The organism is Microcystis aeruginosa NIES-2549 (assembly GCF_000981785.2).
In the GTDB taxonomy this organism is placed as follows: Bacteria; Cyanobacteriota; Cyanobacteriia; order Cyanobacteriales; family Microcystaceae; genus Microcystis; species Microcystis aeruginosa_C.
Window position 1 is genome coordinate 3,105,821 of the sequence record NZ_CP011304.1, and the last position, 24,708, is coordinate 3,130,528.

General features: G+C 45.8%; 30 protein-coding genes and 1 pseudogene. 16 read left to right on the plus strand and 15 right to left on the minus strand.

The annotated features are described in order from the left end of the window. Positions 1 to 33: 33 nt before the first annotated feature. The 3 genes from myaer_RS15215 to myaer_RS15225 form a co-directional block, all read right to left on the minus strand. Positions 34 to 1,575 (minus strand): ferredoxin--nitrite reductase, encoded by a 1,542-nt coding sequence (locus myaer_RS15215; RefSeq protein WP_046662719.1) that lies wholly within the window; start codon positions 1,573 to 1,575, stop codon positions 34 to 36. Positions 1,576 to 1,854: 279 nt separating this feature from the next. Beyond that, on the minus strand, positions 1,855 to 2,889 hold the full coding sequence (gene trpD, locus myaer_RS15220) for an anthranilate phosphoribosyltransferase (protein WP_046662720.1): 1,035 nt from the start codon (positions 2,887 to 2,889) through the stop codon (positions 1,855 to 1,857). A gap of 79 nt (positions 2,890 to 2,968) precedes the next feature. After that, positions 2,969 to 3,496 carry a GIY-YIG nuclease family protein gene (locus tag myaer_RS15225; RefSeq protein WP_046662721.1) on the minus strand — a complete coding sequence of 176 codons (528 nt, stop codon included), beginning with the start codon at positions 3,494 to 3,496 and terminating at the stop codon, positions 2,969 to 2,971. Positions 3,497 to 3,737: 241 nt separating this feature from the next. Here myaer_RS15225 and myaer_RS15230 point away from each other — a divergent pair, with 241 nt between their 5' ends. Continuing rightward, positions 3,738 to 4,325 carry an L-threonylcarbamoyladenylate synthase gene (locus tag myaer_RS15230; RefSeq protein WP_046662722.1) on the plus strand — a complete coding sequence of 196 codons (588 nt, stop codon included), beginning with the start codon at positions 3,738 to 3,740 and terminating at the stop codon, positions 4,323 to 4,325. Beyond that, positions 4,280 to 5,137, plus strand: coding sequence for a sensor histidine kinase (locus myaer_RS15235; protein WP_052734189.1), 858 nt, complete (start codon positions 4,280 to 4,282; stop codon positions 5,135 to 5,137). Before myaer_RS15230 ends, myaer_RS15235 begins: the two co-directional genes overlap by 46 nt. On the opposite strand, the gene myaer_RS15240 is transcribed toward myaer_RS15235, so the two are convergent. Continuing rightward, entirely contained in the window at positions 5,073 to 5,543 is a 471-nt protein-coding gene (locus myaer_RS15240; RefSeq protein ID WP_046662724.1) for a GNAT family N-acetyltransferase, read from the minus strand. The two genes, myaer_RS15235 and myaer_RS15240, sit on opposite strands and share 65 nt — an antisense overlap. 476 nt (positions 5,544 to 6,019) lie before the next feature. Between myaer_RS15240 and myaer_RS15245 the strand changes: the two genes are divergently transcribed. After that, entirely contained in the window at positions 6,020 to 7,015 is a 996-nt protein-coding gene (locus tag myaer_RS15245; RefSeq protein ID WP_046662725.1) for a carbohydrate kinase family protein, read from the plus strand. A gap of 10 nt (positions 7,016 to 7,025) precedes the next feature. On the opposite strand, the gene myaer_RS15250 is transcribed toward myaer_RS15245, so the two are convergent. The 5 genes and pseudogenes from myaer_RS15250 to myaer_RS22545 all read right to left on the minus strand — a co-directional run. Beyond that, a complete protein-coding gene (locus myaer_RS15250; protein ID WP_046662726.1) occupies positions 7,026 to 8,096 on the minus strand; it encodes a YheT family hydrolase in 1,071 nt (356 codons plus the stop codon). A 65-nt stretch (positions 8,097 to 8,161) separates the two neighbouring features. Next, positions 8,162 to 8,530, minus strand: a complete 369-nt coding sequence (locus myaer_RS15255; RefSeq protein ID WP_046662727.1) for a DUF1818 family protein — start codon at positions 8,528 to 8,530, stop codon at positions 8,162 to 8,164. A 6-nt stretch (positions 8,531 to 8,536) separates the two neighbouring features. Continuing rightward, positions 8,537 to 9,112 carry a hypothetical protein gene (locus tag myaer_RS15260; protein ID WP_046662728.1) on the minus strand — a complete coding sequence of 192 codons (576 nt, stop codon included), beginning with the start codon at positions 9,110 to 9,112 and terminating at the stop codon, positions 8,537 to 8,539. Positions 9,113 to 9,303: 191 nt separating this feature from the next. Then, complete coding sequence (locus tag myaer_RS22540) at positions 9,304 to 9,501, minus strand: S26 family signal peptidase (protein WP_046662729.1); 198 nt, start codon at positions 9,499 to 9,501, stop codon at positions 9,304 to 9,306. Between the two features lie 107 nt (positions 9,502 to 9,608). Continuing rightward, a pseudogene (locus tag myaer_RS22545) lies at positions 9,609 to 9,722 on the minus strand (S26 family signal peptidase); the annotation flags it as partial. Positions 9,723 to 10,048: 326 nt separating this feature from the next. Between myaer_RS22545 and myaer_RS15270 the strand changes: the two are divergent. Further along, positions 10,049 to 10,336, plus strand: coding sequence for a hypothetical protein (locus myaer_RS15270; RefSeq protein WP_046662730.1), 288 nt, complete (start codon positions 10,049 to 10,051; stop codon positions 10,334 to 10,336). Positions 10,337 to 10,479: 143 nt separating this feature from the next. On the opposite strand, the gene myaer_RS15275 is transcribed toward myaer_RS15270, so the two are convergent. After that, positions 10,480 to 10,956, minus strand: a complete 477-nt coding sequence (locus myaer_RS15275) for an NAD(P)H-quinone oxidoreductase subunit N (protein WP_002735370.1) — start codon at positions 10,954 to 10,956, stop codon at positions 10,480 to 10,482. 290 nt (positions 10,957 to 11,246) lie between these two features. Here myaer_RS15275 and myaer_RS15280 point away from each other — a divergent pair, with 290 nt between their 5' ends. Then, a complete protein-coding gene (locus myaer_RS15280) occupies positions 11,247 to 12,116 on the plus strand; it encodes an ABC transporter permease (protein ID WP_046662731.1) in 870 nt (289 codons plus the stop codon). A gap of 48 nt (positions 12,117 to 12,164) precedes the next feature. Here myaer_RS15280 and phoU read toward each other — a convergent pair whose 3' ends face one another. From phoU to myaer_RS15295, 3 genes are all read right to left on the minus strand, one after another. Further along, complete coding sequence (gene phoU, locus myaer_RS15285) at positions 12,165 to 12,833, minus strand: phosphate signaling complex protein PhoU (protein WP_046662732.1); 669 nt, start codon at positions 12,831 to 12,833, stop codon at positions 12,165 to 12,167. Between the two features lie 119 nt (positions 12,834 to 12,952). Next, a complete protein-coding gene (locus myaer_RS15290) occupies positions 12,953 to 14,254 on the minus strand; it encodes a sensor histidine kinase (RefSeq protein ID WP_046662733.1) in 1,302 nt (433 codons plus the stop codon). A gap of 47 nt (positions 14,255 to 14,301) precedes the next feature. Beyond that, entirely contained in the window at positions 14,302 to 15,054 is a 753-nt protein-coding gene (locus tag myaer_RS15295; RefSeq protein ID WP_046662734.1) for a response regulator transcription factor, read from the minus strand. 74 nt (positions 15,055 to 15,128) lie between these two features. On the opposite strand from myaer_RS15295, the gene myaer_RS15300 reads away from it, so the two are divergent. Continuing rightward, positions 15,129 to 15,896 (plus strand): creatininase family protein, encoded by a 768-nt coding sequence (locus myaer_RS15300; RefSeq protein ID WP_046662735.1) that lies wholly within the window; start codon positions 15,129 to 15,131, stop codon positions 15,894 to 15,896. A 69-nt stretch (positions 15,897 to 15,965) separates the two neighbouring features. Next, entirely contained in the window at positions 15,966 to 16,730 is a 765-nt protein-coding gene (locus myaer_RS15305; protein WP_046662736.1) for a hypothetical protein, read from the plus strand. A 459-nt stretch (positions 16,731 to 17,189) separates the two neighbouring features. Here myaer_RS15305 and glcD read toward each other — a convergent pair whose 3' ends face one another. Together glcD and myaer_RS15320 are read right to left on the minus strand one after the other, a co-directional pair. Beyond that, entirely contained in the window at positions 17,190 to 18,656 is a 1,467-nt protein-coding gene (glcD, locus tag myaer_RS15310) for a glycolate oxidase subunit GlcD (RefSeq protein WP_046662737.1), read from the minus strand. A 429-nt stretch (positions 18,657 to 19,085) separates the two neighbouring features. Beyond that, positions 19,086 to 19,637 carry a 2'-5' RNA ligase family protein gene (locus myaer_RS15320; RefSeq protein WP_008199737.1) on the minus strand — a complete coding sequence of 184 codons (552 nt, stop codon included), beginning with the start codon at positions 19,635 to 19,637 and terminating at the stop codon, positions 19,086 to 19,088. Positions 19,638 to 19,797: 160 nt separating this feature from the next. Between myaer_RS15320 and myaer_RS15325 the strand changes: the two genes are divergently transcribed. The 9 genes from myaer_RS15325 (at position 19,798) to rplM (ending at position 24,705) form a co-directional block, all read left to right on the plus strand. Then, entirely contained in the window at positions 19,798 to 20,064 is a 267-nt protein-coding gene (locus myaer_RS15325; protein ID WP_046662739.1) for a YciI family protein, read from the plus strand. Between the two features lie 439 nt (positions 20,065 to 20,503). Next, positions 20,504 to 20,734: a translation initiation factor IF-1 gene (gene infA / locus myaer_RS15330; protein ID WP_002737109.1), complete on the plus strand. Its 231-nt coding sequence runs from the start codon at positions 20,504 to 20,506 to the stop codon at positions 20,732 to 20,734. Positions 20,735 to 20,861: 127 nt separating this feature from the next. Then, positions 20,862 to 20,975, plus strand: a complete 114-nt coding sequence (gene rpmJ / locus myaer_RS15335) for a 50S ribosomal protein L36 (RefSeq protein WP_012593611.1) — start codon at positions 20,862 to 20,864, stop codon at positions 20,973 to 20,975. A 93-nt stretch (positions 20,976 to 21,068) separates the two neighbouring features. After that, positions 21,069 to 21,452 carry a 30S ribosomal protein S13 gene (gene rpsM, locus myaer_RS15340; RefSeq protein ID WP_002735415.1) on the plus strand — a complete coding sequence of 128 codons (384 nt, stop codon included), beginning with the start codon at positions 21,069 to 21,071 and terminating at the stop codon, positions 21,450 to 21,452. 39 nt (positions 21,453 to 21,491) lie between these two features. Beyond that, complete coding sequence (gene rpsK, locus myaer_RS15345; RefSeq protein ID WP_002735413.1) at positions 21,492 to 21,884, plus strand: 30S ribosomal protein S11; 393 nt, start codon at positions 21,492 to 21,494, stop codon at positions 21,882 to 21,884. Positions 21,885 to 22,077: 193 nt separating this feature from the next. Continuing rightward, the gene (locus myaer_RS15350) at positions 22,078 to 23,019 is read left to right on the plus strand and encodes a DNA-directed RNA polymerase subunit alpha (protein WP_046662740.1); all 942 of its coding nucleotides are present in this window, start codon (positions 22,078 to 22,080) and stop codon (positions 23,017 to 23,019) included. A 21-nt stretch (positions 23,020 to 23,040) separates the two neighbouring features. After that, positions 23,041 to 23,391, plus strand: coding sequence for a 50S ribosomal protein L17 (rplQ, locus tag myaer_RS15355; RefSeq protein ID WP_046662741.1), 351 nt, complete (start codon positions 23,041 to 23,043; stop codon positions 23,389 to 23,391). Between the two features lie 2 nt (positions 23,392 to 23,393). Continuing rightward, the gene (truA, locus tag myaer_RS15360) at positions 23,394 to 24,209 is read left to right on the plus strand and encodes a tRNA pseudouridine(38-40) synthase TruA (protein WP_046662742.1); all 816 of its coding nucleotides are present in this window, start codon (positions 23,394 to 23,396) and stop codon (positions 24,207 to 24,209) included. A gap of 40 nt (positions 24,210 to 24,249) precedes the next feature. Continuing rightward, complete coding sequence (gene rplM, locus myaer_RS15365) at positions 24,250 to 24,705, plus strand: 50S ribosomal protein L13 (RefSeq protein ID WP_002735375.1); 456 nt, start codon at positions 24,250 to 24,252, stop codon at positions 24,703 to 24,705. Positions 24,706 to 24,708: the final 3 nt, after the last annotated feature.

A 24,708-nucleotide genomic window follows, 5' to 3' on the forward strand; every position in this document is an offset into this window, starting at 1 on the left:
ACCCCCCATTCAGCGTATCGAGAAACTTGCTAATTAACCTTTCGGTGTCGCCCCAAATTGTTCGATGAGGATAGAAGTTAACACGGATTTTAGATCCTCACAGGGAATCCCTTTTTGTACACAGCTGCCCAGGTGGGCATCTTTACCCACTTTACCCCCCATGTAGAGGTCAACTCCTTCCACGGTTTTGCCGTCTTTGCGTGCTTTTGTCCCCATCAAACCGATATCGGCCACTTGGGGTTGTCCGCAGGAGTTAGGGCAACCGGTCCAATGAATCCGCACACCCCGGGGGATATTTAATTCGGCATCTAACTGACTAATCAAGTCCACAGCCTTATTTTTGGTTTCAATCAGGGCAAAATTGCAGAATTGCGCCCCCGTACAGGAAACGAGCGCTCGTTGTAAAGGAGTGGGATTGGGGGTAAACTTAGCCAGTAAAGGCTCGGTTAAAAGAGTTGGCATATTTTCAGCCGCTATATTGGGAATAATCACGTTTTGTTCCACGGTTAAACGCAATTCTCCGCTGCCATACACTTCGGCAATCCGGGCCAAATCGAACATATCATCGGCAAATAGACGACCAACGGGAACACAAAGACCGATATAGCTCAATCCCTCCTGTTTTTGGGGAAAAACTCCTAAATGATCCCGTTTTTCCCAGTCGATTGCGTCTTTTTCCGCTGCCGTTGCCAAGGGATAACCTAACTGATTGGCCACCCGGGTGCGGAATTCCTCAATTCCCCACTCATCAATTAACCACATTAAACGGGATTTTTGACGATTGGCCCGCAATCCGTTATCGCGGTAAACCTCCAAAATTCCTCGGCATAAATCCACCACCTCCTGATTCGGTCTCACCCAAACATTCATGGGAATTGCCGCTTCACAGCGTTTAGCCGAGAAAAAGCCACCTACCACAACATTAAAGCCTAATTCTCCCTCTTTATAAGCAGGAACAAAGGCAATATCGTTAATTTCCGCATGAACCGAGTTATCCCGGCCCCCCTCGATGGCAATATTAAATTTGCGGGGCAGATTGGTAAATTGATAATTACCTTGACCGTAGTTGGTAATCATATCTTGGACTTTTTGGACTAATTCCCTGGTGTCAATTAATTCATCCGCGTCTAGTCCCGCCATGGGTGAACCGGTAATATTTCTGACATTATCCATGCCCGATTGTACCGAAGTCATACCCACGGATTTTAGTCGTTGGAAAATATCAGGAATATCTTCGATACGAATACCGCGTAATTGTAGGTTTTGACGAGTAGTAATATCGGCATTGCCATCATCACCGTAACGCTGCACGATTTCCCCTAAAACGCGCATTTGCTCACTGCTAATAATGCCGTTAGGAACCCGTAAACGCATCATGAATTTACCCGGGGTGACGGGACGATAAAAAACCCCCACCCATTTTAAGCGATGTTCTAAATCGGTTTTATCCATCGCTTCCCAACCGATTTGGGCAAAATGCTCCAGTTCATCTTTAATGGCTAATCCGTCTTTTTCGGCTTTAAATTTCTCGAATTTATTGAGAGTTGTTCCATCTTTTTCAGGTGCTTGTACCACGAATCTATCTCCTTACTGGTCTGTGGGTGTAATTGTTCTAGTTGGTGCGGGTTAGAAATGAAGAAATCGGGATTTAACAATAAGTATTCTGTAAAATACTGTCGTCATTAGCAAAAATTTAGTAATTTACCTAGTCTCTATTTGTTATTTAATTCTTTTTAACTTGGGTGATTTTGTATTGTTTGTAACAGAAATCCTTTAACCATCGTGTTTAAGGATTTCTGTCATGCAGTAAGTGCATTGAGATGGGGTGTGGGGGGAAGGGAGCAGGGAATTGTCCTAGGCGAGAAACTTAACCAACTCCTCTAATTTTTGCCAAGCTAACCCACTGGCTAAAATGTCGCGAGCGAGGGCGAAACCGGCAGCATGGTCGCCAAAAGTGACCTTTTCTGCCACCTGTAGGGCAAGAGAGGCATTAATCGCCACAGCATCCCGTTGAGCGGGCGTTCCCCCCCCTTGCAGGACATTTTTGAGGATTTCGGCATTTTCTGGCACTTCCCCGCCTTTAAGGGCATTTAAACTGGCTCTGGGGATAGCAATTGACAGGGGATCGATCGCCGCAGAAATCACCTCGCCATTATTTAATAAAGCCATATCGGTCAGATCTCCTAACCCCACCTCGTCGAGTTTTTCCCGGCCGTGAACAATAATCGCCTTGGGGGTTCCCATTTGTGCCAAAGCTGTGGCCATGGGGGTGAGAAATTGCCGGTCATAAACCCCGATAACTTGACCTGTGGGACGCAGAGGATTAACTAGAGGGCCCAGAAGATTAAAAACCGTGCGAACTTTCAGGGTTTTGCGGAGATTAGCCACACTTTTCAGGGCTGGATGCCAACCGGGGGCAAAAAGAAAGGTCACTCCCACCCCATCTAAAGCCGCCGCCACCTTCTCGCCAGGGGCGCTTAAATTAACCCCAAGATATTCTAGAACATCGGCCGAACCGACTTTACTGGAGGCAGAGCGATTGCCGTGTTTAGCCACTTTTGCGCCCCCAGCGGCCGCCACAAAAGCCACGGCAGTGGAAATATTAAAGGTTGAGGCCCCGTCACCGCCGGTGCCACAGGTATCGATAACGGGAGTAGTATGGGGTTTAGGGTCTTCTAAGCGAGATTGTTGCCGTAAAACTGTGGCCATTCCCGCTAATTCGGCGGCCGAGACTCCTTTTGCTTGCAAAGCCGCTAAAATCGCCCCCGATAAAACTTCCGGAATCTGGCCGTTTAACCATCCGGTCATTAATTCTTCAGCTTGGTTAAGGGAAAGGGATTTTTGATCGAGTAGTTGCTGCAGTAGGTTTGGCCAGTCTGGAGTGGTCATCGCTGTTCCATTGGTGTCGGGATGGGGCGATATACTATCATAGCGGTTTGTCTGGAGAATCGATCGCTCCTAGGAATTTTTACTTTAAATCGAGCAAACCTTGTTCTTTTAACTTGGGATTAAAACGAATTTCCATCTGTACTCCCCGTTTTTCTAGGGTTGATAAAATATCGTTTTCTACTCGTCTGGATACCTGTTTTAATAACTTGATTTTCCCTACTTCGTCAGCACTTTGAAAAATTTCTTTTTCTGTCTCAGTCATGGATAATTTAGCATCAATTGGTTCTGTCCAGAGTTTTTCATTGCCGATTACTGCCTGAGTTTCTCTTAGCCAAGCTTGTTTAATCGATTCGAGAATAGTCCGATTAGGACGCTCAATCAACTGTATTTTTAGCCAATAACAAGCTTGGGGCTGTCGGGCAAGATGTTGTTTTAAACTGAGATAAATATCACGAGAATAGCCGACAAACTCTAGGACTTGATCTCGATCAAAAATGGCATAAACCCCGATTTTTCCCTGGAAATCAGCACAGATATTACCCGTGGTATCTAGGTAGGGAATATATTCTAATTGTTCGAGATTAGCAAAAGTATCAGGCTCATTCATAATTAATCGTCGCTAATTGGTTGGAGATAAGTAGGTAGGTGTTAAAAACTTTCAGATACCCCGCTGATCAAGTAGGGTTGATTCAAGGTAGGGTTGATTCAAGGTAGGGTTGATTCAAGGTAGGGTTGATTCAAGGTAGGGTTGATTCAAGGTAGGGTTGATTCATGAATCAACCCTACCCGTTTAAAATTGTACCAAAAAGTCTTAGGCTAAATTAGTCCCCAAAAATGATCAATTCTCAATGCCTACTGCTTCTCTTAACGAAATTGTTCACGCGGCCCTAAGTGGTCAAGTGGTTTCTTTTCCCACGGATACAGTTCCCGCTTTAGCGGTTTCTCCCCCCTATGCGGCCTTAGTTTTTGCCGCTAAAAAACGGACTTTTGATAAACCCTTAATTCTCATGGCGGCCTCAGCAGCAGATTTATGGGATTATGTCAAGGGAAATCAGGAAGAAAGGGAAATTTGGCAGCAAATGACCGAAAAATACTGGCCCGGCCCCCTAACTTTGGTTTTACCCGCTTCTGAAAAAGTACCAAAAGTTCTTAACCCTAAAGATCCTAGCACGATTGGTATCCGAGTTCCCGCTCATGCGATCGCAAGAGAAATTCTCGGTCGAACTGGTGTTTTAGCGACCACAAGTGCTAATCTGTCAGGACAAGAGCCTTTATTAACTCCAGAAGCGATTATGACTACTTTTCCCTCGGTGACGGTGTTAGCGCCCACAGAAAGGCAAGCATGGGGAATAATCAATAGTGGACAACCCTCCACCGTCGCGCGTTGGCAATGTCAAAGATGGGATATCTTACGACAAGGGGCAGTTTTTCTGTAAATATGGACGATATTGACGCTTTAAAACGGGAATTACAGCAAACTCGCCTCGCTTATCAGATGGCCGTGGCAATTAACCACCTCAAAAGCAGTTTTTTGGGACAGGTTGCCCACGAATTGCGATCGCCATTGAGCAGTATGATCAGTCTCCATCAACTGATTCTGGCCGATCTTTGTGAAAGTCCGGCCGAAGAAAGGGAATTTATCGCCCAGGGACAACTGGCGGGCCGTAAACTGATGGCAATGCTCGATGAGATGATTAATCTTTCCAAACTAGAGTCGGGTACTATACCTCTCGATCGAGAAATTTTTTCTTTAACTAAACTTTGGGAAGATTGGGCAAGTTTAACCTATTTACAGGCAGCTAATCGCCATATTAAGCTTAAATTTAGCCCTTTAACCGATGATATTGCTATTATTGGTGATTATCAGCGTTTATTTTCTGCTCTTGTCCTTCTCGTCGATGCAGCGATCGCTAACTTAACGAGCGGCTCTATTTGCATATCGGTAAGCGCCCTTGGCGAGAAAAAAGTCACTATTACCCTAGAATTTCCCGGGAAAATGGCTCTCTGGCAAATGCCAGAAATTTCTCCTTTGAGTTTAGAATCAAAGCCGGAAGAAGTAAAACAATTTACTCAGGCTCTCGGTCTTTCTCCCGGTCTTAAATTCCAGTTAGCGAAAGGCATTATCGAAGTATCGGGGGGTGAAATGAGCTTAGATCAAATCGATAACAATAATCGGGACAAGCTCACACGGATCGTTTTTTCTTTACCTCGATCGCAGGATAGGAAAACTCCTCGGGATAACGATTAAATAATACCATCGTCGTGGTGGCGTTGCTTTGGAAACCAATGCGCCGGTAAAAATTTTCTTGATTAGTAGTCATCAAATAGACTCTTTCCACCCGATTCACCCGGGGATGGGCCAAGACCGTTTCTACTAATTTACGCCCTAAACCCGCTCCCTGATAATCGGGATGAACGATCACATCCCAAATAGTAGCCCGATAAATGCCGTCGGAAGTGGCCCGAGCAAAACCAATTAATTGCCGCTCATTCCACACCGTCACCACTGGATCACTATAGTCAATTGCGGTTTCTAAATCTTCTAAACGGCGATCTATTGCCCAAAATGCGGTTAAATTAAATAATTCTCGTAGTTGCAATAAATCTATCTTGCTTTTATCCTCGTCAAACTGAATCTGACTACAATCAATCATTGATATTTCCTTAGTCTAAGACTGAAAAATAGGGGAAGATATAGGGACGAGAAAAAGGATTCACGCTCCCTCGGGCTAATCTACGAGCAATTTACCCTTATCTATGTATTTTATTATACTAAATGCCTAAGATAATCTTTAGTTGATTTATCGTCATTTCTTGACAAGTTATTAATCAGTGATCAGTGATCAGTTATCAGTGATCAGATGAGAGTTTTCAGTTCACTGATGGTTCTTCGGTTGGTGTGATGCCATGACGGGAGTTTTAACGGATGAAACCCTTACAGAAAAAAGCATTTGGTGATTTTTGTCAATTGTTTTCGCTCCTGAACGAACTAATCAATTAAGTCTCTTACCAAATAAGGATTTAGTCGATTTATGCCCCCTGATCGAATCATACCAAGTAACGAAGAACCTCACTGATTACTGTTTACTGTTTACTAATCACTGAAAAAAGTTTCCCACACCCCACAGCCATGCTTAACAATCAAAGATCTTCGCCGGTGTCTGTCATTTGTTTAGGGGAAATCCTCTATGATCTAATTGCCGATCAAAGCGATCGCGCTATAGAGCAGGTGACTTCTTGGACAACCTATGCCGGGGGTGCGCCGGCAAACGTGGCCTGTGGATTGCGAAAATTGGGCATAAATTCGGCTTTTATCGGTTGTGTGGGCAAAGATCAACCAGGAGAACAGTTAATCGCCTTGCTAGACGCTCTCGGAGTCGATACCACTGGTGTACAGTATCATGCCACCCTACCCACCCGAGAAGTTTATGTCACCCGCGATGCTGGGGGAGACAGACATTTTGCGGGTTTTGGCGGCAGAAAAACGACGGATTTTGCCGACACTGCCCTTAATGCTGACCTATTACCCGAAAATATGTTTAAAAATGCCGATTATCTCGTGATGGGAACCCTAGGGTTAGCCTATCCCCTTTCCCGCCGCGCAATGCAACGCGCCCTCGAATTAGCTAAAATTTACGCGGTGAAAGTATTGGTCGATATCAACTGGCGGCCGGTTTTTTGGCCTAATCTTGAGGCCGCTCCCGATCGAATTCGAGATTTTATCGTCCGGGCCGATTTGCTCAAATGTAGCGAGGAAGAAGCAGCATGGTTATTTGGCACTGATACCCCCGTCAGAATATCATCACAATACCCCAATTTAGAGGCAATTCTGGTTACTGGCGGCGCAAAAGGTTGTAAATATCATTTAGGCGAAAATAGCGGCACTGTCGAGGCTTTTCCCGGGGAGGTAGTGGATACAACCGGGGCGGGGGATGGCTTTGTGGCTGGTTTTTTAGCTCGTGCCGCTCTTGGAGGCGATCAAATCGGGGAAAATGCCGATTTAGCGCGTAAGGCGGTGATTTATGCCTGTGCGGTGGGGGCAATGGTGACAAGGGGGGCAGGAGCGATCGCATCCCAACCGACTCGGCAGCAGTTGGAGGAGTTTCTAGCGGCCTTTGAATCCTAGAAATTAGCTCTTATTTGCCAGTTTTTTGGTCAAACCAGTCTAAAACCCGATTCCATGCCCACCAGCGATCGCTATCGCCCCACTGACGCTGACAGGATAAACTGCTGATATAACCCACATGACCGCCATGGTTGGTTAAGAGTAGATCCACATGGGGATTATCGGCGATCGCTGCTTGCAGATCGGGAATAACTGCGGGGGAAAAGAGGGGATCATCGGCCGCATAGAGGATAAAAGTGGGTTTAGTTAAATAGGGTTGAAAGGGCAAGGGACTACTAGCGGCATAATAGTCATAGACTGTCTCAAATCCTAGCTTTTTAATCACTAATTCTCGATCGAATCCTGCAATCGTGGTGGCGCGAGTAATTGCTTCGGGATCGATATGATCGGGATGAGCCTTATGGATGCGTTTGGCTAACTTGCGTAATTCCCTGGCGATCGCTTTTTCCAAATGTTTCCCCCAGGGATCCTGGACGAGATAGGATAAAGAACGATTAGAATCTAAATTAGGGCAAATTACCGCACCACCACCGATATCGACGGGATCTATCCCTATATCTTCCTGATTATCTGCCGATTTAATTCCCCAGAGGGCCAATTGTCCCCCCAGAGAGTAACCTGTGAACCAAAAAGGGGCAGGACAGCCCATTTTTTGAGCTTGGGCGGCAATATGAATGAAATCTAGCCCTTCATAGATGCCATCGGAGGTGAGAGTCGGGGATAATTCGGCTGTCTTCCCGTGGGCCCGCCAATCGAAGAGGACGACTGCGTAGTTTCTTGCTACGGCTTTTCTGCCTAAAATCCTTAAAAACCATTGATTATCTAAGTCTCCCGTGATGCCGTAGGTCCCGATAATTGTTCCTTTTGCTTGCGGGGGAATGGAAACAATCGCGTAGATAGGGACGGCATTGGCCCCGGTGAAAATGGTTTCTTGATAGACTGGTTCGGGAATAGCGATCGTATTTTGCCAGGTTTCTCGCGCTTTGAGGGACACATAGAGAGTCATGGCAAAACCGTTTTTCAGCAATGGGGGCGGAGTGTAGGTGAGATTATCGGTCTTCGTCCTCGGATGGGCAATCATGGCAGCACAGGGGAATCAAAAAGTCAAGAGGGGGAAACAAAAATTAACTTATGTCCACCGCTTTCTTAAAAATTGTAAAGCAAATTGTCCCAAGCGGCGAGCAACTCTGGCAGGGCAGTGGCCGACCAATTGCCCTCACAACCGCGACCTTGATAGAGAATAAATCGCAGGGAATAATGATCGGGAAATCCTGCCGCTTCTAACCATAAAAGCTCGCTTTCCGCTTCACAAGCAATACTTTCTTCATCCATTAATTCTGTGGCCATGGCTGCCATAGTTGCGGTCAATTGTGATAGTAACCGACGCAAATCTTGCCACTCAGCCTCGGTTAATTCCATCGCCCAATCATCGCCACCAATTAATCCTTTATAAACGGCTGCCGTAGGATTCCAACCCAGTCGCCAACCCGAACCATATTTGAGAATTTTTTCCATAATTTTCTAGAATTTTAATAGGTCAGCATCTCCTGGTTTTGATAAAGAGGGACGACGGGGAGAAGGACTAGGAGAAGGGCTAGGATTGGGGGTTTCTTGGGGGAGAATGGCGGGGTTATAAATTTCGACTAGAAGGGTGACTAACTGCTGCCGTTGACGACGATTAAGACTGTTAATAGCTTTGATATCGGCGGCCATGGGATTAACGGTAAGGGTGGCCTGTCCGGGATAGTTTTCTTCGCTGATTTTCTCGTTCACTCCTAGATAATCTCCTAGGGTTAATTGCCAATCAAAACGGATGAGAGTAAACCTTTTTTTGGTGTCTTGATGATAACGAAGAAAGCGACTTATTAAAGTATTATTCGGATCAATCGCTCCTGTGTCTCGACGGATATAGTTGTTTTCTTTCGGTAAATCTGGCATTGCTTGGTAAATTTGTTGAGCAACTGTTTCGGGGCGTTGAATTTGGCTCATCCCGGTGGATTGCCACGATAACCACCAGAAAAATATCCCTATTACTAGGCAGAATACTAATAATATTATTTGCTGAATTTTCAGATTTTGAGGAAATTTTAAGATCATATTGATCGAGAAAAAATTGAATTTGATTCTCTAAGACCAGTGGGAATTTTTCGGGAACATTTCCAGAGGTTGGGAATGTTATAATTATCTAACAATCCCCAGATTAATCTAACTGGAGGAGCTAGGATCAAAATTACCCCAGTCATCCCCATCATAGCAAAGACTGGACACGATCGAGGGGCCAGTAAACTTTATATAGCGTTTCCTAAGCTAGTGAGGTACACATATTTTTCTTCCCTTTTGACTTTTGCCTCTTGCCTTTTGCCTAAAACCCATAACTTTTGTACCTCAGCAGACTGAAAAACGCTATAGACTTGACCAAGGATATGACTTTCGGGCAAAAAAACCCAAGTATGGGAATCAAAACTATGGTTACGATTATCTCCCAAAACAAACAGGGTTTTTGGGGTATAGTCATAAATTCTATTTCATAATTGACTAACTCGGCGGTGTAGGGTTCCTCGATAACGTGCCAGTTGAGATAAACTTTACGCCTGCGGATTTCAATGGTATCCCCAGCAATAGCGATAACTCGTTTCATCAAAAAATCTCCAGAATTAGGCTCTAGTTGCTTAATTTTTTCGGGAGTTTTAAAAACAATTACAGCGATTTTCCTACCCTATTTAGAAATCTTTGTCAAGTACAATTTATACCAAATTAGATGAGCTTACCCTGGAAAAAGGGAATAAATAGATGAGGCATCGACCTAATATTATCCCAAGGCTAAAAGTCTTTTTAGGCAAGGAGGAGAACCCACCCAAAGCTAGGATTGAGTGATAAAATCGGAAGTAACGCCTGATTTTAGCGGAGACTTTCTCTTTAAAAATCCCAACGTAGTAGATTGACAAAAATAAGACGCACCCAAGCAAGCTATGATTAGGTTATAAATTTTGAAGATGTCTATTGGTTTTATCTCTGAGGTTGCGATTAATCACAATGTTTGAAACTCTATTATCTTCGATTTTGCTTACCCAGTCTGATTATTTCCATCTGACTCCCACTAATAAGGTGGCAGTGGAGAGAAGAATTGCCGAAAAAAGTTTTGGTTCCGATCCTCAGATTAATCCTAGCGAAATCTCCAGTATTTTGAATCTTCAGCCCCAATGTGGTGCGAATCCTGCTAATTCTCAGATTCAATGCACTTGGAAAGAAGGAAATAGACAGATAAAAGCCTATTGGTTAAAACCTTGGCGCTTTCAGCGCTGGCAATCTACGGGATTCTAGCTATATCTTGAGGTAATATCAGTTCTCAAAATGAATAGCAAAGGGTAAGGGAGGAACAACAAACTCTCAAGAATTGAAGTTTCCCTCTCCGGGGAGAGGGTTTGAGGGAGGGATATTTTAGTACCCGTGTTATTTCGGTAATTCTAGGCAGCGACTAAAGATTTGCTCAAAGGTTGCCAACGGAAATATCTTTCCCCACCCAACTCGAGGACAAATTTTAACCGGGGTTCCTGTTGACTAAGATTAATTAAGTATTGTTTTTCTTCCGAGGATAAAACAAAACTTTCAATAATCCAAATCACTAAACCTTTAGATTTGGGTGGTAAATTTTCCAATTGATAGGTAGCAATGGGAGGAATAAAATAAACTGGTCCCACGGCTGCTTCCCGACCAATATTTTTTTTACCTAAATGGGGGGGACGGACTCCATGAATGCCGGTAAGATAGGCACTTAAATCGCCCAGACCTCTAGCGGTGATATGTAGGACATTGTAACCAGTGGCCCGTAAACGTCTTTGATAGCGTCCCTCGTAACCTCCTTCTAAGGGTGCGTAAACACCTAAAGCACCGTATTGTTCCAGATCGCGAATAAATGGTTTTCCTGTGGTCAGTAGTGCCATAGCTAGTAAAAAAATCTTTTTCCCTATAATCGCACGTTTTGTTAAGTTGTGCGTCAGCTGAACCGAGAAAGACTTAAGATCAAAGATAGAGAGAGACAATCGCTACTCTCCCAAGGAGGCAATATGTTTCACGATCTCCTTTATCCCAACGGACTGCTTTATATCCTCATTAAACTCACTGTTTTAGCTTTAGCAGTCTTGCTCTGGTTTATGGTCGTTTCGGCCCCGGCTGTTTGAAAAAACACTGCTCTTGTACAATTAGCGTTCTATGCAATGGCTAAATTTTGTCGATGACTCCTGTTAAATTGCCGATCGCTCCTTTTCTGAAACCCAACCTAACTACTAAGCTCCTAGGGGTTGGGTTGCTATTGACAATTATTTTTATCCTGATTGCCCTGTTTTCGCCCCTTCTGCAAGCGATCGGCCTGATTCAGGATCCAACCGACATTTTAAGCAATTATCCCCTACAAGCCCCCAGTTCTGGGCATTGGTTCGGGACGAATGTGCGCGGTTATGATGTCTTTTCCCGCACCCTATTCGGGGCCCGGGCGGCCTTGTCCGTGGTATTTTTGGCCACAGGATTATCTTTAGTCATCGGGGTTCCTTTAGGGTTAATTAGCGGTTATTTGGGGGGTAAGATCGATCGCGTTCTCCTCTTCCTCATGGATACCCTCTACACTTTGCCGGGGTTATTATTATCGGTGGCTCTGGCCTTCGTTTTGGGTCGTGGTATCCTCAATGTCGCCATCGCTGTTAGCATTGCCTATATTCCCCAATATTTTCGCGTGGTCAGAAATCAAACCGCCAGCGTAAAAAATGAGTTATTTATCGAAGCGGCACGAGCGATCGGTGCTAGTCCGGGTCGTATATTATCAAAATATCTTTTCTTTAATGTCATCCAGAGTGTCCCGGTTCTTTTTACCCTCAACGCGGCGGATGCGATCCTGGTTTTAGGCGGTTTAGGCTTTTTAGGCTTAGGATTACCAGAAGAAGTGCCGGAATGGGGTCATGATCTCAAGGAAGCTTTGGCGGATTTATCTACAGGCATCTGGTGGACCACTTTATTCCCCGGATTAGCAATGACCACGATGGTGGTGGGTTTATCCCTCTTGGGAGAGGGGTTAAGTGAAATTTTTAACCCTCTGAGTCGTAAACGCTAAAAGCGCAGGCCAGAGTTCGAGAGAAATCAACTCAAGACCCCCGCACCCTCAGCCTCTCTGTCCGGTAACGATGTAGGATACCCTTTGGGCGATATTGGTGGCGTGATCGGCCATACGTTCCAGATGACGGATTAGTAAAGCCATCAGCAGGATCGGTTCCACCACACCCTTAATATCTCTTTGATGGGCGAGAGTGTGATAAAGATAGTCATAGGCTCGATCGACTGTATTATCTAGTTCTTTGACCTTTGGACCGGCTTCTTGATCGAGGTCGGCCAGAGCGACAAGGCTCGTGGCTAACATATACTGAGCATGGTGGGACATAGCCTCGATCTCACCCATACAATCGTGGGGAGTATAGGCGAATAACTTGAGTGCTATTTCGGCTAAATCCTTAGCATAATCGCCGATCCGTTCCAAATCGCGCACTAATTGCATAAAAGCACTTAAAAGCCGCAAATCTTGGGCTACGGGAGCCTGTAGAGTCATGAGAGTGGCACAATCTAACTCGATTTGACGATAGTAGCGATCGATTTCCTTGTCAAGGGGGGGGATTTTTTTCGCCATTTCTAAATCCCTAGCAAAGAGGGATTGATGGCTAAGACGAAAGGATTCTTCGACCAAGGTTCCCATTCTCAGCACATCCTGCTCCAATCGCTGGAGAGAACGAGCGAAATAGGTGCGATCGGGATGATTGGTTTCTTTGGATAGGCTCACGGTCAGATTCGCTTAACATAAAACTACTCTTTCTCTACAGTCATAACAAGAAAATTTTAGATTTTGCACGGTTGTCTAGAGAACTTGACAGATTTTTTTCTCCCCACACCCCAACCCCATCACCCCACCGCCTTTTTTTGACGGGGGAGAGTGACTTGTAGGCGAGCGCCCCCGGTGTTAGGATCGTTTTTAGCGATGATCGAACCGCCATGGGCTTGAATAATCTCTTTGGCAATCGATAAACCTAAACCGGTACTATGATCCTTTGTGCCTTGTTTTTGACGGGTGCGGGAAGGATCACCGCGAAAGAGACGATCGAAAACGTAGGGTAGATCCGCTTCGTTAAATCCTTTGCCGTTGTCGATAACGTCAATTTTAAGCAATTTTTCCCCGATAGTGTCGGATATTTCCCGAATTTCTAGGCGTATAGTCCCTCGATCGGGACTATACTTGATGGCATTATCAAAGAGATTCAGGAAAACCTGCAGCAGACGAGCATGATCCACTTCCAGCGTCCAATCCACCGGAGAGGAATAATCTAAGCTAATCTGTTTTTGGGCGGCTATTGGGGTGACAGTCTGCCAAGCGGCGGTGATTAGATCCTGTAGATTAATCATCTGGTATTGTAAAGATCGACCAGCATCCGCTTGTAATTCACTGATTTCTAGCCAATCGCAGACTAATTGACTCAAACGCTCCACTTCTTTCGCCATTTGTTCTAACCAGCGTCTTTCGGGAGCTTGCAGGCGTTTTTGTAAAGCTTCGGTGAGGAGAGAAATGGAGGTTAAGGGAGTGCGTAACTCGTGCGTTAAGTCAGAGAAAGCTCGTTCGCGATTTTGCGATAATTCCACTAAAGGCTGTCTATTTTCGATAAATACACCGATTTGACCTTCCGGCAAGGGATAACCGTAACCTTTCAAGGCAATCGATTTAGGAGCAATCACTTGGTGATCGCTAATGGGAGTGACAGGATAATTAGTCGGGTAAAAAGTCCAAGTTTGCACCTGTGGACTCTGTTTTTGGCGAGTTTCTTGAATTAATTGATCTAATTCGTAGGAGCGCACCAATTCCAGCAGCAGACGCACTTGATCTGGCTGCCAGCGATCGAGTTTTAAGAGGGTTATTGCCTGTTGATTGCACCAGAGCAGTTGATTATCGGCATCTACATGAAGATAGGCGATCGGCGCTCGTTCTAGCAAGGATTTCTGAATTTCTAAGCTCTTTTCTCGCTCTTGCAGACTTTGGGAGAGAAACTGTAATTCTCGACGCACTAGGGAGGTAACGGGAAAAGAAGCCGACAAATCCGCCGAATCCGAGAGAGCGCTCAGGGTTCGCTTTAACTCTCTATTTAAGCGTGAGACTTGCCAATAACAAATACTCAAACCTAAAACTACCCCGAAAATAAAAGCGAAAATAGTCATTGTCTGCGCGAGCGGCGATCGCTAAACTTGAAAATATAATCGCTCACCTAGCCAAAACGATAACCGAAACCGCGTACAGTAATCAGGTATTCCGGTTGACTGGGATCGATTTCCAGTTTTTCGCGTAACCAGCGAATGTGAACATCGACGGTTTTGGTGTCTCCTAAAAAATCTGGTCCCCAAATTTGTTCAATTAACTGCTCTCTTGACCAAACTCGGCGCGGATAACTCATAAATAGGTCGAGGAGACGGAATTCTTTAGGAGAAAGGTTAATTTCTTCATCTCGCACTGTCACCCGACATTCTTGGGTATAGAGAAAAACATCGCGGAATTTCCGCACGGGAGCAGCCGCTAGAGAAGTAAATCCTTGACGACGAATGAGAGCGCGACAACGAGCGACTAATTCTCGCATACTAAAGGGTTTAGTCAGATAATCATCAGCACCCACTTCTAAACCCAAAACTCGATCGGTTTCGCTGGCCTTAGCACTTAAGATTAAAATCGGAATAATATTGCCGTGATAGCGCAACAGACGGCAGATATCAAGACCGTTGACTTGGGGTAACATTAAATCCAAAACGACCAAATCAAACCGAGATTCACCGTGATGAGATTCTTGACTTTGCAGTAATTCTAGGGCAGCGCGACCATCACTAACACCGAGCGCCTCGTAACCTTCTTCTTCCAAAGCCAAAATAATCATATCCCGAATCACTTCTTCATCTTCAACGATTAAAATCCGATGATTGGGAACGAAATCCGCACTCGCCGACAAGGGGGGGTTGTCAAGGGTTAACATAAAAATACTTGATTATTCGTCCCAATTTTATCTCAATTTGTCAACCCGCACTCGTTTTGGAGAGGTAGAGCCGAATGTTATTACAGTTATCTACCTGGTTAGAGGTGGAATCCTATCTAGAACAATCTCAGGGAATTATTATTCCTATCGGTTCCACGGAACAACACGGGCCGACGGGACTAATTGGTACAGATGCTCTATGTGCGGAGGCGATCGCTAAAGGAGTAGGGACACAGGTAGGAGCAATGGTAGCACCTACCTTAAATGTCGGTATGGCCCTACATCATACGGCTTTTCCCGGTACAATTAGCCTTCGTCCTAGCACTTTGATTCAAGTCATCCTTGACTATGTGACTTGTTTAGCTAGAGCCGGTTTTCGTCAATTTTTCTTTATTAATGGTCACGGGGGCAATATTGCTACCCTAAAAGCAGCCTTTTCGGAAACCTATTATCATTTGGATTCCCTTAATTTGCCTAACACAAACGAGGTTAAATGTCAAGTGGCCAATTGGTTTATGGTGCGAGATGTTTATCTTTTAGCCAAAGAATTGTATGGAGATCAGGAAGGTTCTCACGCTACACCGAGCGAAGTGGCGTTAACTCAGTATCTTTACCCTGAGAGCCTTAAAAACGCCTTTTTATCCGAAAAAGTGGCTTCTGGTCATGGTATTTACGGTGCGGCTAATTTTCGCCAAAACTACCCCGATGGTCGTATGGGTTCCAATCCTGCTTTAGCCACTCCCGAACACGGTCAGAGGTTCTATGAATTAGCCGTGAAAGAATTGAGTAATACTTATCTGGAATGGCTCTCTTGTCCTTTGTCTAAGTTGATTAGTGACTAGGCCACCGAGACCAGGAATAATTTAACTGTAACCCTAGAGACAAAACTTAAATATGCAAGGAGAAAATTGATGATTGCCACTACTGACAATAACTCCAATCAACCTCTGGTTAGTTTGCGGGAAATACAAGAACTTTCCATCGCAATTACAGCCAAAAGCCTCAATCCCGCCATGCTAACGGTTGATTTCCTCAAATATTCGGGAATAGTTCCCCCCGACTGGGAATTAAATGGCCAGCCGGTACTCAATCCTAATTACGCTCAAGTTAATTTTCAAAATGGTATCAGCATCGTCGCCCAACCCCGGAAAATTACCTTTGTGGAGATAATTAACTCTCCCGATAGCCTGAACCTGAAACTGCCAGAAATTGTTGCTTTATATCTAGATAAACTCCCTTTAGCCGAATATCAAGCCCTGGGTATCGCGCCGAAAAGTATTGTTCCTTTCCCTAGTAGTCCCGATGCCGCTAAAAAATATATCACCGAAACTCTTCTCGCCCCCGGTCCCTGGCACAATTTCGGTAAGGCCCCCCTACAAGCCGGCATCAATCTATTTTATCAGTTAGAAACCTCTCAGCTATCCCTGGCGATTAACGAGGCAAAATTGCAATTACCCGATGGCAAAATTTTAGGGGCGCTATTATTTGCTGGTAACTTTAACTATAATCTGGCCGAGGGCAGCGATCGATTAAATCTGCTCAAACAATCTCTGGGACAATGGCAAAAAGACCTAGAGATTTTCCGAGAATTAATCACTCAACGCTTTCTGGAAAGACAAGTCCAGGTTTTCCCCTCTAATATCAATCTGCCCCTAGGACCCCAAGCTGGACTGTAATCAGTAGTCAGTAATCAGTAATCAGTAATCAGTCAGAAAAATCATTAAACCTCTTGCATAATTAGGGTTTGCTGAAAAAGTAGGGGCGAAGCATTCGGATAGAAAATCTCCGGTTTCACCGATAGGTTATTGCCCGAATGCTTCGCCCCTACAGGACGCGGGCCGATGAAGATGCAAGGTTTTGAACCACGATTCTCTCAAAATCTTGCACCTGTTTCGCAAGAAAAGCCCCAAAACCCTTACCTTGCCTACATTTCACATTTATTCAGCCAACCCTAATTAATTTTTCAGGGTTCAAAAACAGCAAAAATAAGGATTAAATGGCATAAAATTTGTCAATAGACCATTTAATTGATTGTTATTCATTCTTAATTCTCCTGACTACTGACTACCGACTACTGACTCCTAACCCTAACAACGATTTTTGATTTCTGCAAGAGGTCTATTACTGCCGATAACCTAAAACACATCCACCCCCCCAAACCCTTGTATTTTTGCATTAGCGGCTTCTCCACAGCTGCGCGGGGTGGGGAATAATTTCCCCGGATTAGCTAAACCTTTGGGATTAAAACAGTCCCGCACATAGCCCATAGTTTCTAAGTCAATCTCATTGAACATGGCGGGCATATAACAATTTTTATCGATGCCGATACCGTGTTCGCCCGATAAACTGCCCCCAACCCGCACACAAAGTTTGAGAATTTCACCGCCTAATTCTTCCACTTCTTCCCAGGCCCCCTCTACCTTGTTATTGTAGAGAATCAACGGGTGTAAATTGCCATCACCGGCGTGGAAAACATTGGCGATTTTATAGCCGTATTTTTCACTTAAAGCCTTAATTTCCTGAAGAACATAGACCAATTGAGTGCGGGGAATCACCCCATCTTGCACAAAATAATTAGGGCTAATTTTCCCCGCCGCCGCAAAAGCCGCTTTTCTGCCCTTCCAGAGTTTTAAGCGGGTTTCGGCATCATTAGCCGTAGTGATATTTCTCGCCCCATTTTGACGGCAAATCTCGGCAACCCGATGTTTATTCCTGGCTACTTCTACCCCTAAACCATCCAATTCCACTAATAAAACTGACTCGGCATCCCGGGGATAACAGCCGGTAGCCACCACGTCTTCCACGGCGTTGATACTGAGATTATCCATAATCTCCATCCCCGCCGGAATCATTCCCGATTTAATAATATCCGCCACCGCTTGGCCCGCCGCCTCGATACTGGTAAAATCAGCCAGTAAAACACAGATAGACTCGGGAGTTTTCAGGATTCTTAAGGTGATTTCCGTGGCGATGCCTAAAGTTCCCTCGGAACCCACAAATAAACCAGTTAAATCGTAGCCCGGTTGTTCCGGTACTGCCCCCCCCACATCGATAATTGAACCATCGGGAAGGACGATTTTTAAGCCCATAACGTGATTGGTAGTGACACCGTATTTTAAACAGTGAACCCCGCCGGAATTTTCCGCCACATTACCGCCGATTGAGCAGATAATTTGACTAGAGGGATCCGGTGCATAATAAAATCCCGCCCCGCTTACCGCTTGCGTCACCCAATTATTAATCACCCCGGGCTGTACCACCACCCTTTGATTATCTAAATCAACCCTGAGAATCTGATTCATCCGCGCCGTGACGATGAGAATCCCCTCTTCTAAGGGTAACGCCCCTCCCGATAAGCCCGTACCTGCACCCCTCGCTACCCAGGCAATCTCGTTATCGTGACAGAGTTTCACCACCGCTGCAATTTCGGCGGTGCTGCGGGGCAGTACCACAAGAGCGGGTCTTTGTCTGTATCCTGTGATACCATCGCACTCGTAGGTTAATAATTCATCTTTGCGACGGATGACTCCATCTTTGCCAAGGATCGCTTCTAACTGTTTGATCAGATTGGGGGAGATTTTCGGGGGATTTTTGAGTAACATAGGTTTCAGGGCGGCGGAGTCGCCATAAAATCGCTCTATAGGTTAAATTTTCGCAAAAAAGCCAGAAATGAAGCTTTAAAAACTGCTCTCTCCTATTTTAGCACTATAACCCCTTCCTCTCTAGAAATCGGGTCTATCTCGCGCTTGCAGCAATACCGACAATCAGCAATTATCAGTGACTTTTAAATTATTACAGATATATCAGCAGCTGTCTGTAAGCATCTCACCGAAAAACTAATGCGCGGGGGGTTTGGGGGCGGCGCCACGCCCCCAACGGGGGGTTTGGGGGGTAGAACCCCCCAAAAGCTTGGATTGAGTGATAAAATCGAAAGTAACGCCCGATTTTAGCAGAGAGTTTCCCCTTAAAAATCCCAACTTAGTAGATTTACAAAAATGATATGCACCCGCAGAAACCCCCAAGGGTCTGGATTATAGAGGAAATTGCCGATAAATTTCCCAGTGCTTACCGTTATGGATTAGGAGGGTAATTTCATCGATTATCACCTCAAAAAATAGCTCTTGATTAGCATATTTTGACCAAGCTTTCCAGAAATTATCTTTAGTTAAATCTCGGAAGCCAACGGTTAAATGAGGCGAAAAAGCTCGGCTTTTTGAGGCATTATCGCTGATGTTCAAGGAAGATTCTAGCTGCTGTAAAAGCCGTTTTTGCAGGGTTAATAATTCTGGGGTTTTCTGGACATTAATATAAATGACTCGCGGTTTAAAGGCGGCAAAATCTCGGAGAATCAGGGGAATAGGAGAGTGCAAGCGGGCAAATTCCTCTAAACATCTTTCTAAATCCGTTAATTGTCCTAAATTCCACCGGAAAGGGGGTTGGAGAGTGACGTGGGGAGGCGATTTCAGGGCGGCGCGACTATTGTAAATTTCTGCAAACTCTAACTTGATTTTTGTGGCAATTTCCTGTACTTCTGGCGGCGGCAAAAGCGCAATAAAAAATAGAGATCCCTGGGGTTGATTCATAGAAACAAGCAAAGCTACAGAAATGAAGCTGTCACCTCGATTCTAGCAGTCTTCCACAACTCTAGCTAATTGTATATCTCTGTTACATGGCACCATCGACGGCCAAGATTAATCGGTATAATTATAGGGTTGTTAATCCGTCCTAGCCTACTGAGAATTTATGCCCTGGTTTGTCAAGATAGAAAAAGGCATTGTTGATAAAACTACCTTTGATCGCTATGTCAGCACCCATAAGGACTATGTGCGTGATTTAATTAGCCAAGGACGAGAAGCAAAAACCGGTTATTGGGCAGAAAGGGGCGGCGGAATGTTATTATTCAAGGCCGATTCTCTTGAGGAGGCTCAAGCAATTATAGTTCGTGATCCTTTAATCGAGAATGGTTGTGTGGAATACGAACTCCATGAATGGCGAATTGTCGTCGAGTAATCTAGCTTTTCAGGGAACAGTAATCAGTAATCAGTGAAAAGACGGCAATGTTAAGCTGTTGATTATCTAAATATTACTCCCTAATACTGCCTAGTAGTGGGGAGATGGGGGTGGAGAGTCGGGGGATGGGAGTGGGAAGATGGGGAGCTTTTTTGCTGTGAACTGAAAACTCGCATCTGATCACTGATCACTGATAAGCTATACTGGGGGAACTGTGGTGACAGCACGGTTGCTGCTGCCGAATCGGCTCTCCTACTAGGTTCTGTGTGATAAGTTTAACTTACAATATGATTGATCAATCTTTGTGTCCTTTGTGTCTTTGTGGTTCGTTCCACCCCCCGCTGGGAGGAATGTATCTTAGAATACATTTTAACCACCAAACCCAAGAGAGCCCCGAATCATTAAATAAATTGTCCCCAGTGAATTTGAGGAATTAACTTTGTCTAAACAAGATCTCATCGAAATGGAAGGAACCGTCACCGAATCTTTGCCCAACGCCATGTTTAGGGTGGATTTAGATAACGGTTTCAACGTCTTAGCCCATATATCTGGCAAAATCCGCCGTAATTATATCAAAATCCTCCCCGGCGATCGAGTCAAGGTGGAACTGACCCCCTACGACCTAACCAAAGGCAGAATCACCTATCGCCTGAAAAATCAAAAAAAATAGGGATAAATAGGGGTAGAGAAGCCAAAAAGTCTAATAAGCGGCCAAATTTATTTTAAAAAAATAGGTGACACGAGTAAAAGAAATCTGATATAATAATAAGCTTGCAGTGTTGCCAAAATACTTAGGCATGAAAGTTAGAGCGTCTGTCAAAAAAATGTGCGAAAAGTGCCGCGTCATCCGTCGGCGCGGTCGAGTCATGGTAATTTGTTCTAACCCCAAACACAAGCAGAGACAAGGTTAAACCACCAAAGTCACTGTCTTGGGGCAGAGAATCGTTACCGTTAATTGTAGTCGTTTTTGGAAAAAAAATCGTTCATAGGGAGAAAGAAAAAGCGTGGCAAGGATAGCTGGTGTAGACCTACCTCGCGATAAGCGTGTGGAAATCGCCCTGACCTACCTCTACGGAGTGGGTCTATCGCGTTCCCAAGAAGTCTTATCTGCGACGGGTGTTAACCCTGACACTCGGGTCAAGGATCTCAGCGATGAAGACGTGGCGGCGCTACGGACTTATATCGAAACAAATTATCAAATCGAGGGGGATTTGAGACGCTGGGAGGCGATGAACATTAAACGCCTCGCCGATATCGGCACCTATCGAGGTCGTCGGCATCGGCTAGGATTACCCGTGCGCGGGCAACGGACGCGAACCAATGCGCGGACCCGTCGCGGTCGTCGGGTGACAGTGGCAGGGAAGAAAAAAGCCCCCTCCAAGAAATAATTTTTTATTCATTGCGATATCCCCCAATCAAGAAAAACTATGGCGCGACCAACCAAAAAAACCGGACCGAAAAAACAGAAGAAAAATATTCCTACCGGAGTCGCTCACATTCAATCGACCTTCAACAATACCATTGTCACGATCGCCGATACCAAAGGCGATGTGATCTCTTGGGCATCGGCGGGATCGAGTGGTTTTAAAGGAGCCAAAAAAGGAACCCCCTTCGCCGCCCAAACCGCCGCCGATAACGCCGCCCGCCGAGCAATCGAACAGGGAATGCGTCAACTAGAGGTGATGGTTAGCGGCCCTGGGGCGGGACGGGAAACCGCAATCCGGGCCCTGCAAGGAGCAGGATTAGAAATCACCCTGATCCGGGACGTGACCCCCATCCCCCACAATGGTTGTCGTCCTCCCAAACGCCGGAGAGTGTAAACAGTGAACAGCTTTTTCAGGTGACAGGGATCTTGAGGCCGGCAGCCGTTAGCTTTTCGCACATCAGCAGGAGAATCGGGTCGTCAAAGACCATCTGATCAAAAAACTGAACGCTGAACGTTAAATGCTGAACGCTAGAGAAAACTGATAACTGATAACTGATAACTGATAACTGAACAAGGGAGGTCAATCGGTGGCGCAATTTCAAATCGAGTGTGTAGAAGCAAAAACTTACAAGAATCAGAGTCAGTACAGTAAGTTTGTACTAGAGCCTCTAGAAAGGGGCCAGGGTACGACCGTAGGTAATGCCCTGAGACGGATTCTCATTTCCAATCTGGAAGGGGCGGCCGTGACGGCCCTGCGGATCGCGGGAGTCAATCACGAATTTGCCACCGTCGAGGGGGTACGCGAGGACGTGATGGAACTCATGCTCAACATGAAAGAAATCATCCTCAAAAGCTACACCAATCAAACCCAGATCGGGCGTTTAGTGGCAACTGGACCGGCGACAGTAGTGGCGGCACAATTCGATTTACCCTCAGAAATCGAGATAGTTGATCGCAATCAGTACGTCGCCACCCTAGCCGAAGGGGCCAAGCTAGAGATGGAATTTCGCGTGGAAAAAGGCAAAGGCTATCGGACGATTGATCGCAGTAAAGAGGAGGCCACTTCGCTAGACTTTCTGCAAATCGACTCGATTTTTATGCCCGTAACCAAAGTCAACTACAGCGTCGAAGATATCCGTTCCGAAAGCGGTCAAGCTAGAGATCGTCTGCTCTTAGAAATTTGGACAAACGGGAGCATTAACCCCAAAGAAGCCCTTTCCCAAGCGGCCGATATGCTGGTTAATCTCTTTAACCCGCTCAAGGATCTCAACGCCCTCGAATCCTCCAGTAACTTTGACGACCAAGAGATCAACCAAGAAAACCAAATTCCGATCGAGGAACTACAATTATCCGTGCGCGCCTACAATTGTCTGAAGCGAGCGCAGATCAACACCGTAGCCGACCTCCTCGATTACAGCCAAGAAGATCTCTTAGAAATCAAAAACTTTGGGCAGAAATCGGCTGAAGAAGTCATTGAAGCCCTACAAAAACGGTTAGGAATCACCCTACCCCAAGAAAAAAGCAAGTAAACCCAATTCCAGGAAAATACCATGAGACATCGGTGTAAAGTGCCTCAATTGGGTCTGCCGGCTGACCAAAGAAAGGCACTGCTGCGCAGCTTGGCCACCCAGCTAATTCGCCACGGTCAGATCACCACCACCCTAGCGAAAGCGAAAGCGGTGCGAGCAGAGGTAGACCACATTATCACCCTAGCTAAAGACGGTTCCCTGAGCGCTCGTCGCCAAGCTATGGGCTACATCTACGATAAACAACTGGTTCACGCCCTCTTTGAAGGCGCCCAAACCCGTTATGGCGGTCGTAACGGCGGTTATACCAGGGTGGTGCGTACCCTGCGCCGTCGCGGGGATAATGCCCCCATGGCGATTATCGAACTGATGTAACGATGACAGCTTGCCCCCAGTCGCGGATCGCCCTAGTTATCCAGTATGTGGGAACTAATTTCCACGGCTGGCAACGGCAACCCCATCACAGGAGCGTGCAGGAAGAAATCGAGAAGGCTCTGGCCGATATTCTCGGTCATGCCGTCACTCTGCACGGGGCCGGACGTACCGATAGCGGTGTTCACGCCGCCGCCCAGGTTGCCCATTTCGAGCAGCAGAGTCCGATCCCACCTGCCCATTGGGCCAAGGTTCTCAATGCTCGGCTAGATGACGATATCGTCATTCGGGCCTCGGCCCGGGTTCCCGATCGCTGGCACGCCCGTTTCTCGGCCCTCTGGCGACGTTATCGTTACACCCTCTATACCGACCCCATCCCCAATCTCTTTGTTAGCCCCTTTAGTTGGCACTACTACCATCGTCCCCTCGATGCCGATTTGATGGCCAGGGCCTTGGGTCCTTTATTGGGTAAGCACCATCTGGCCGCCTTTCACCGTGCTAACTCTAGTCGTGACCATTCTTGGGTAGAAGTACAGGGGGTGGAATGCTACCGTCAAGGGCCGTTTGTACAGATGGAAATTCAAGCCAATGGCTTTTTGTATGGGATGGTGCGCCTATTGGTGGGAATGTTGGTGGAGGTGGGAACGGGTGAGCGATCGCTAGAAAACTTTACCGACATCTGGGTCAATCAGCGCCGAGAATTGGTCAAATACGCCGCACCAGCTAAAGGACTATGTTTACTGCGGGTGGGTTACGCCGATTTTCCCTTTGCCGATAGCGTCTGGTTTGAGACACAGCCTCTTTATTATTTCCGAGCATAGAGATTCAAAGTTTATTTTTGTAAACCAAGGCAAACTGACCATGAACAAAACACCTCTACCAAATTTAGAGACTCTAGAGCAGAAATGGTACGTCATTGATGCGGCCGATCAGCGTCTAGGTCGTCTGGCCACCGAAATCGCGATGATTCTACGGGGCAAAAATAAAGCCACCTTCACCCCCCATCTGGATACGGGGGATTTTGTCATTGTTATTAACGCCGAAAAAGTGACGGTGACGGGCAAAAAACGCCAACAGAAAGTTTATCGCCGCGACTCCGGCAGACCGGGTGGTATGAAGGTAGAAAGCTTCGATAAACTGCAAAAACGCATTCCCGAACGGATTATCGAACACGCTGTTAAGGGAATGCTCCCGAAAAATAGCTTAGGTCGGAAATTGTTCACGAAACTGAAAGTTTATGCCGGTGCGGAACATCCCCATCAGGCACAACAACCGGAAGTTTTAGCGATTAATACGATTCCCGCAGGAGGAAATTAAGTC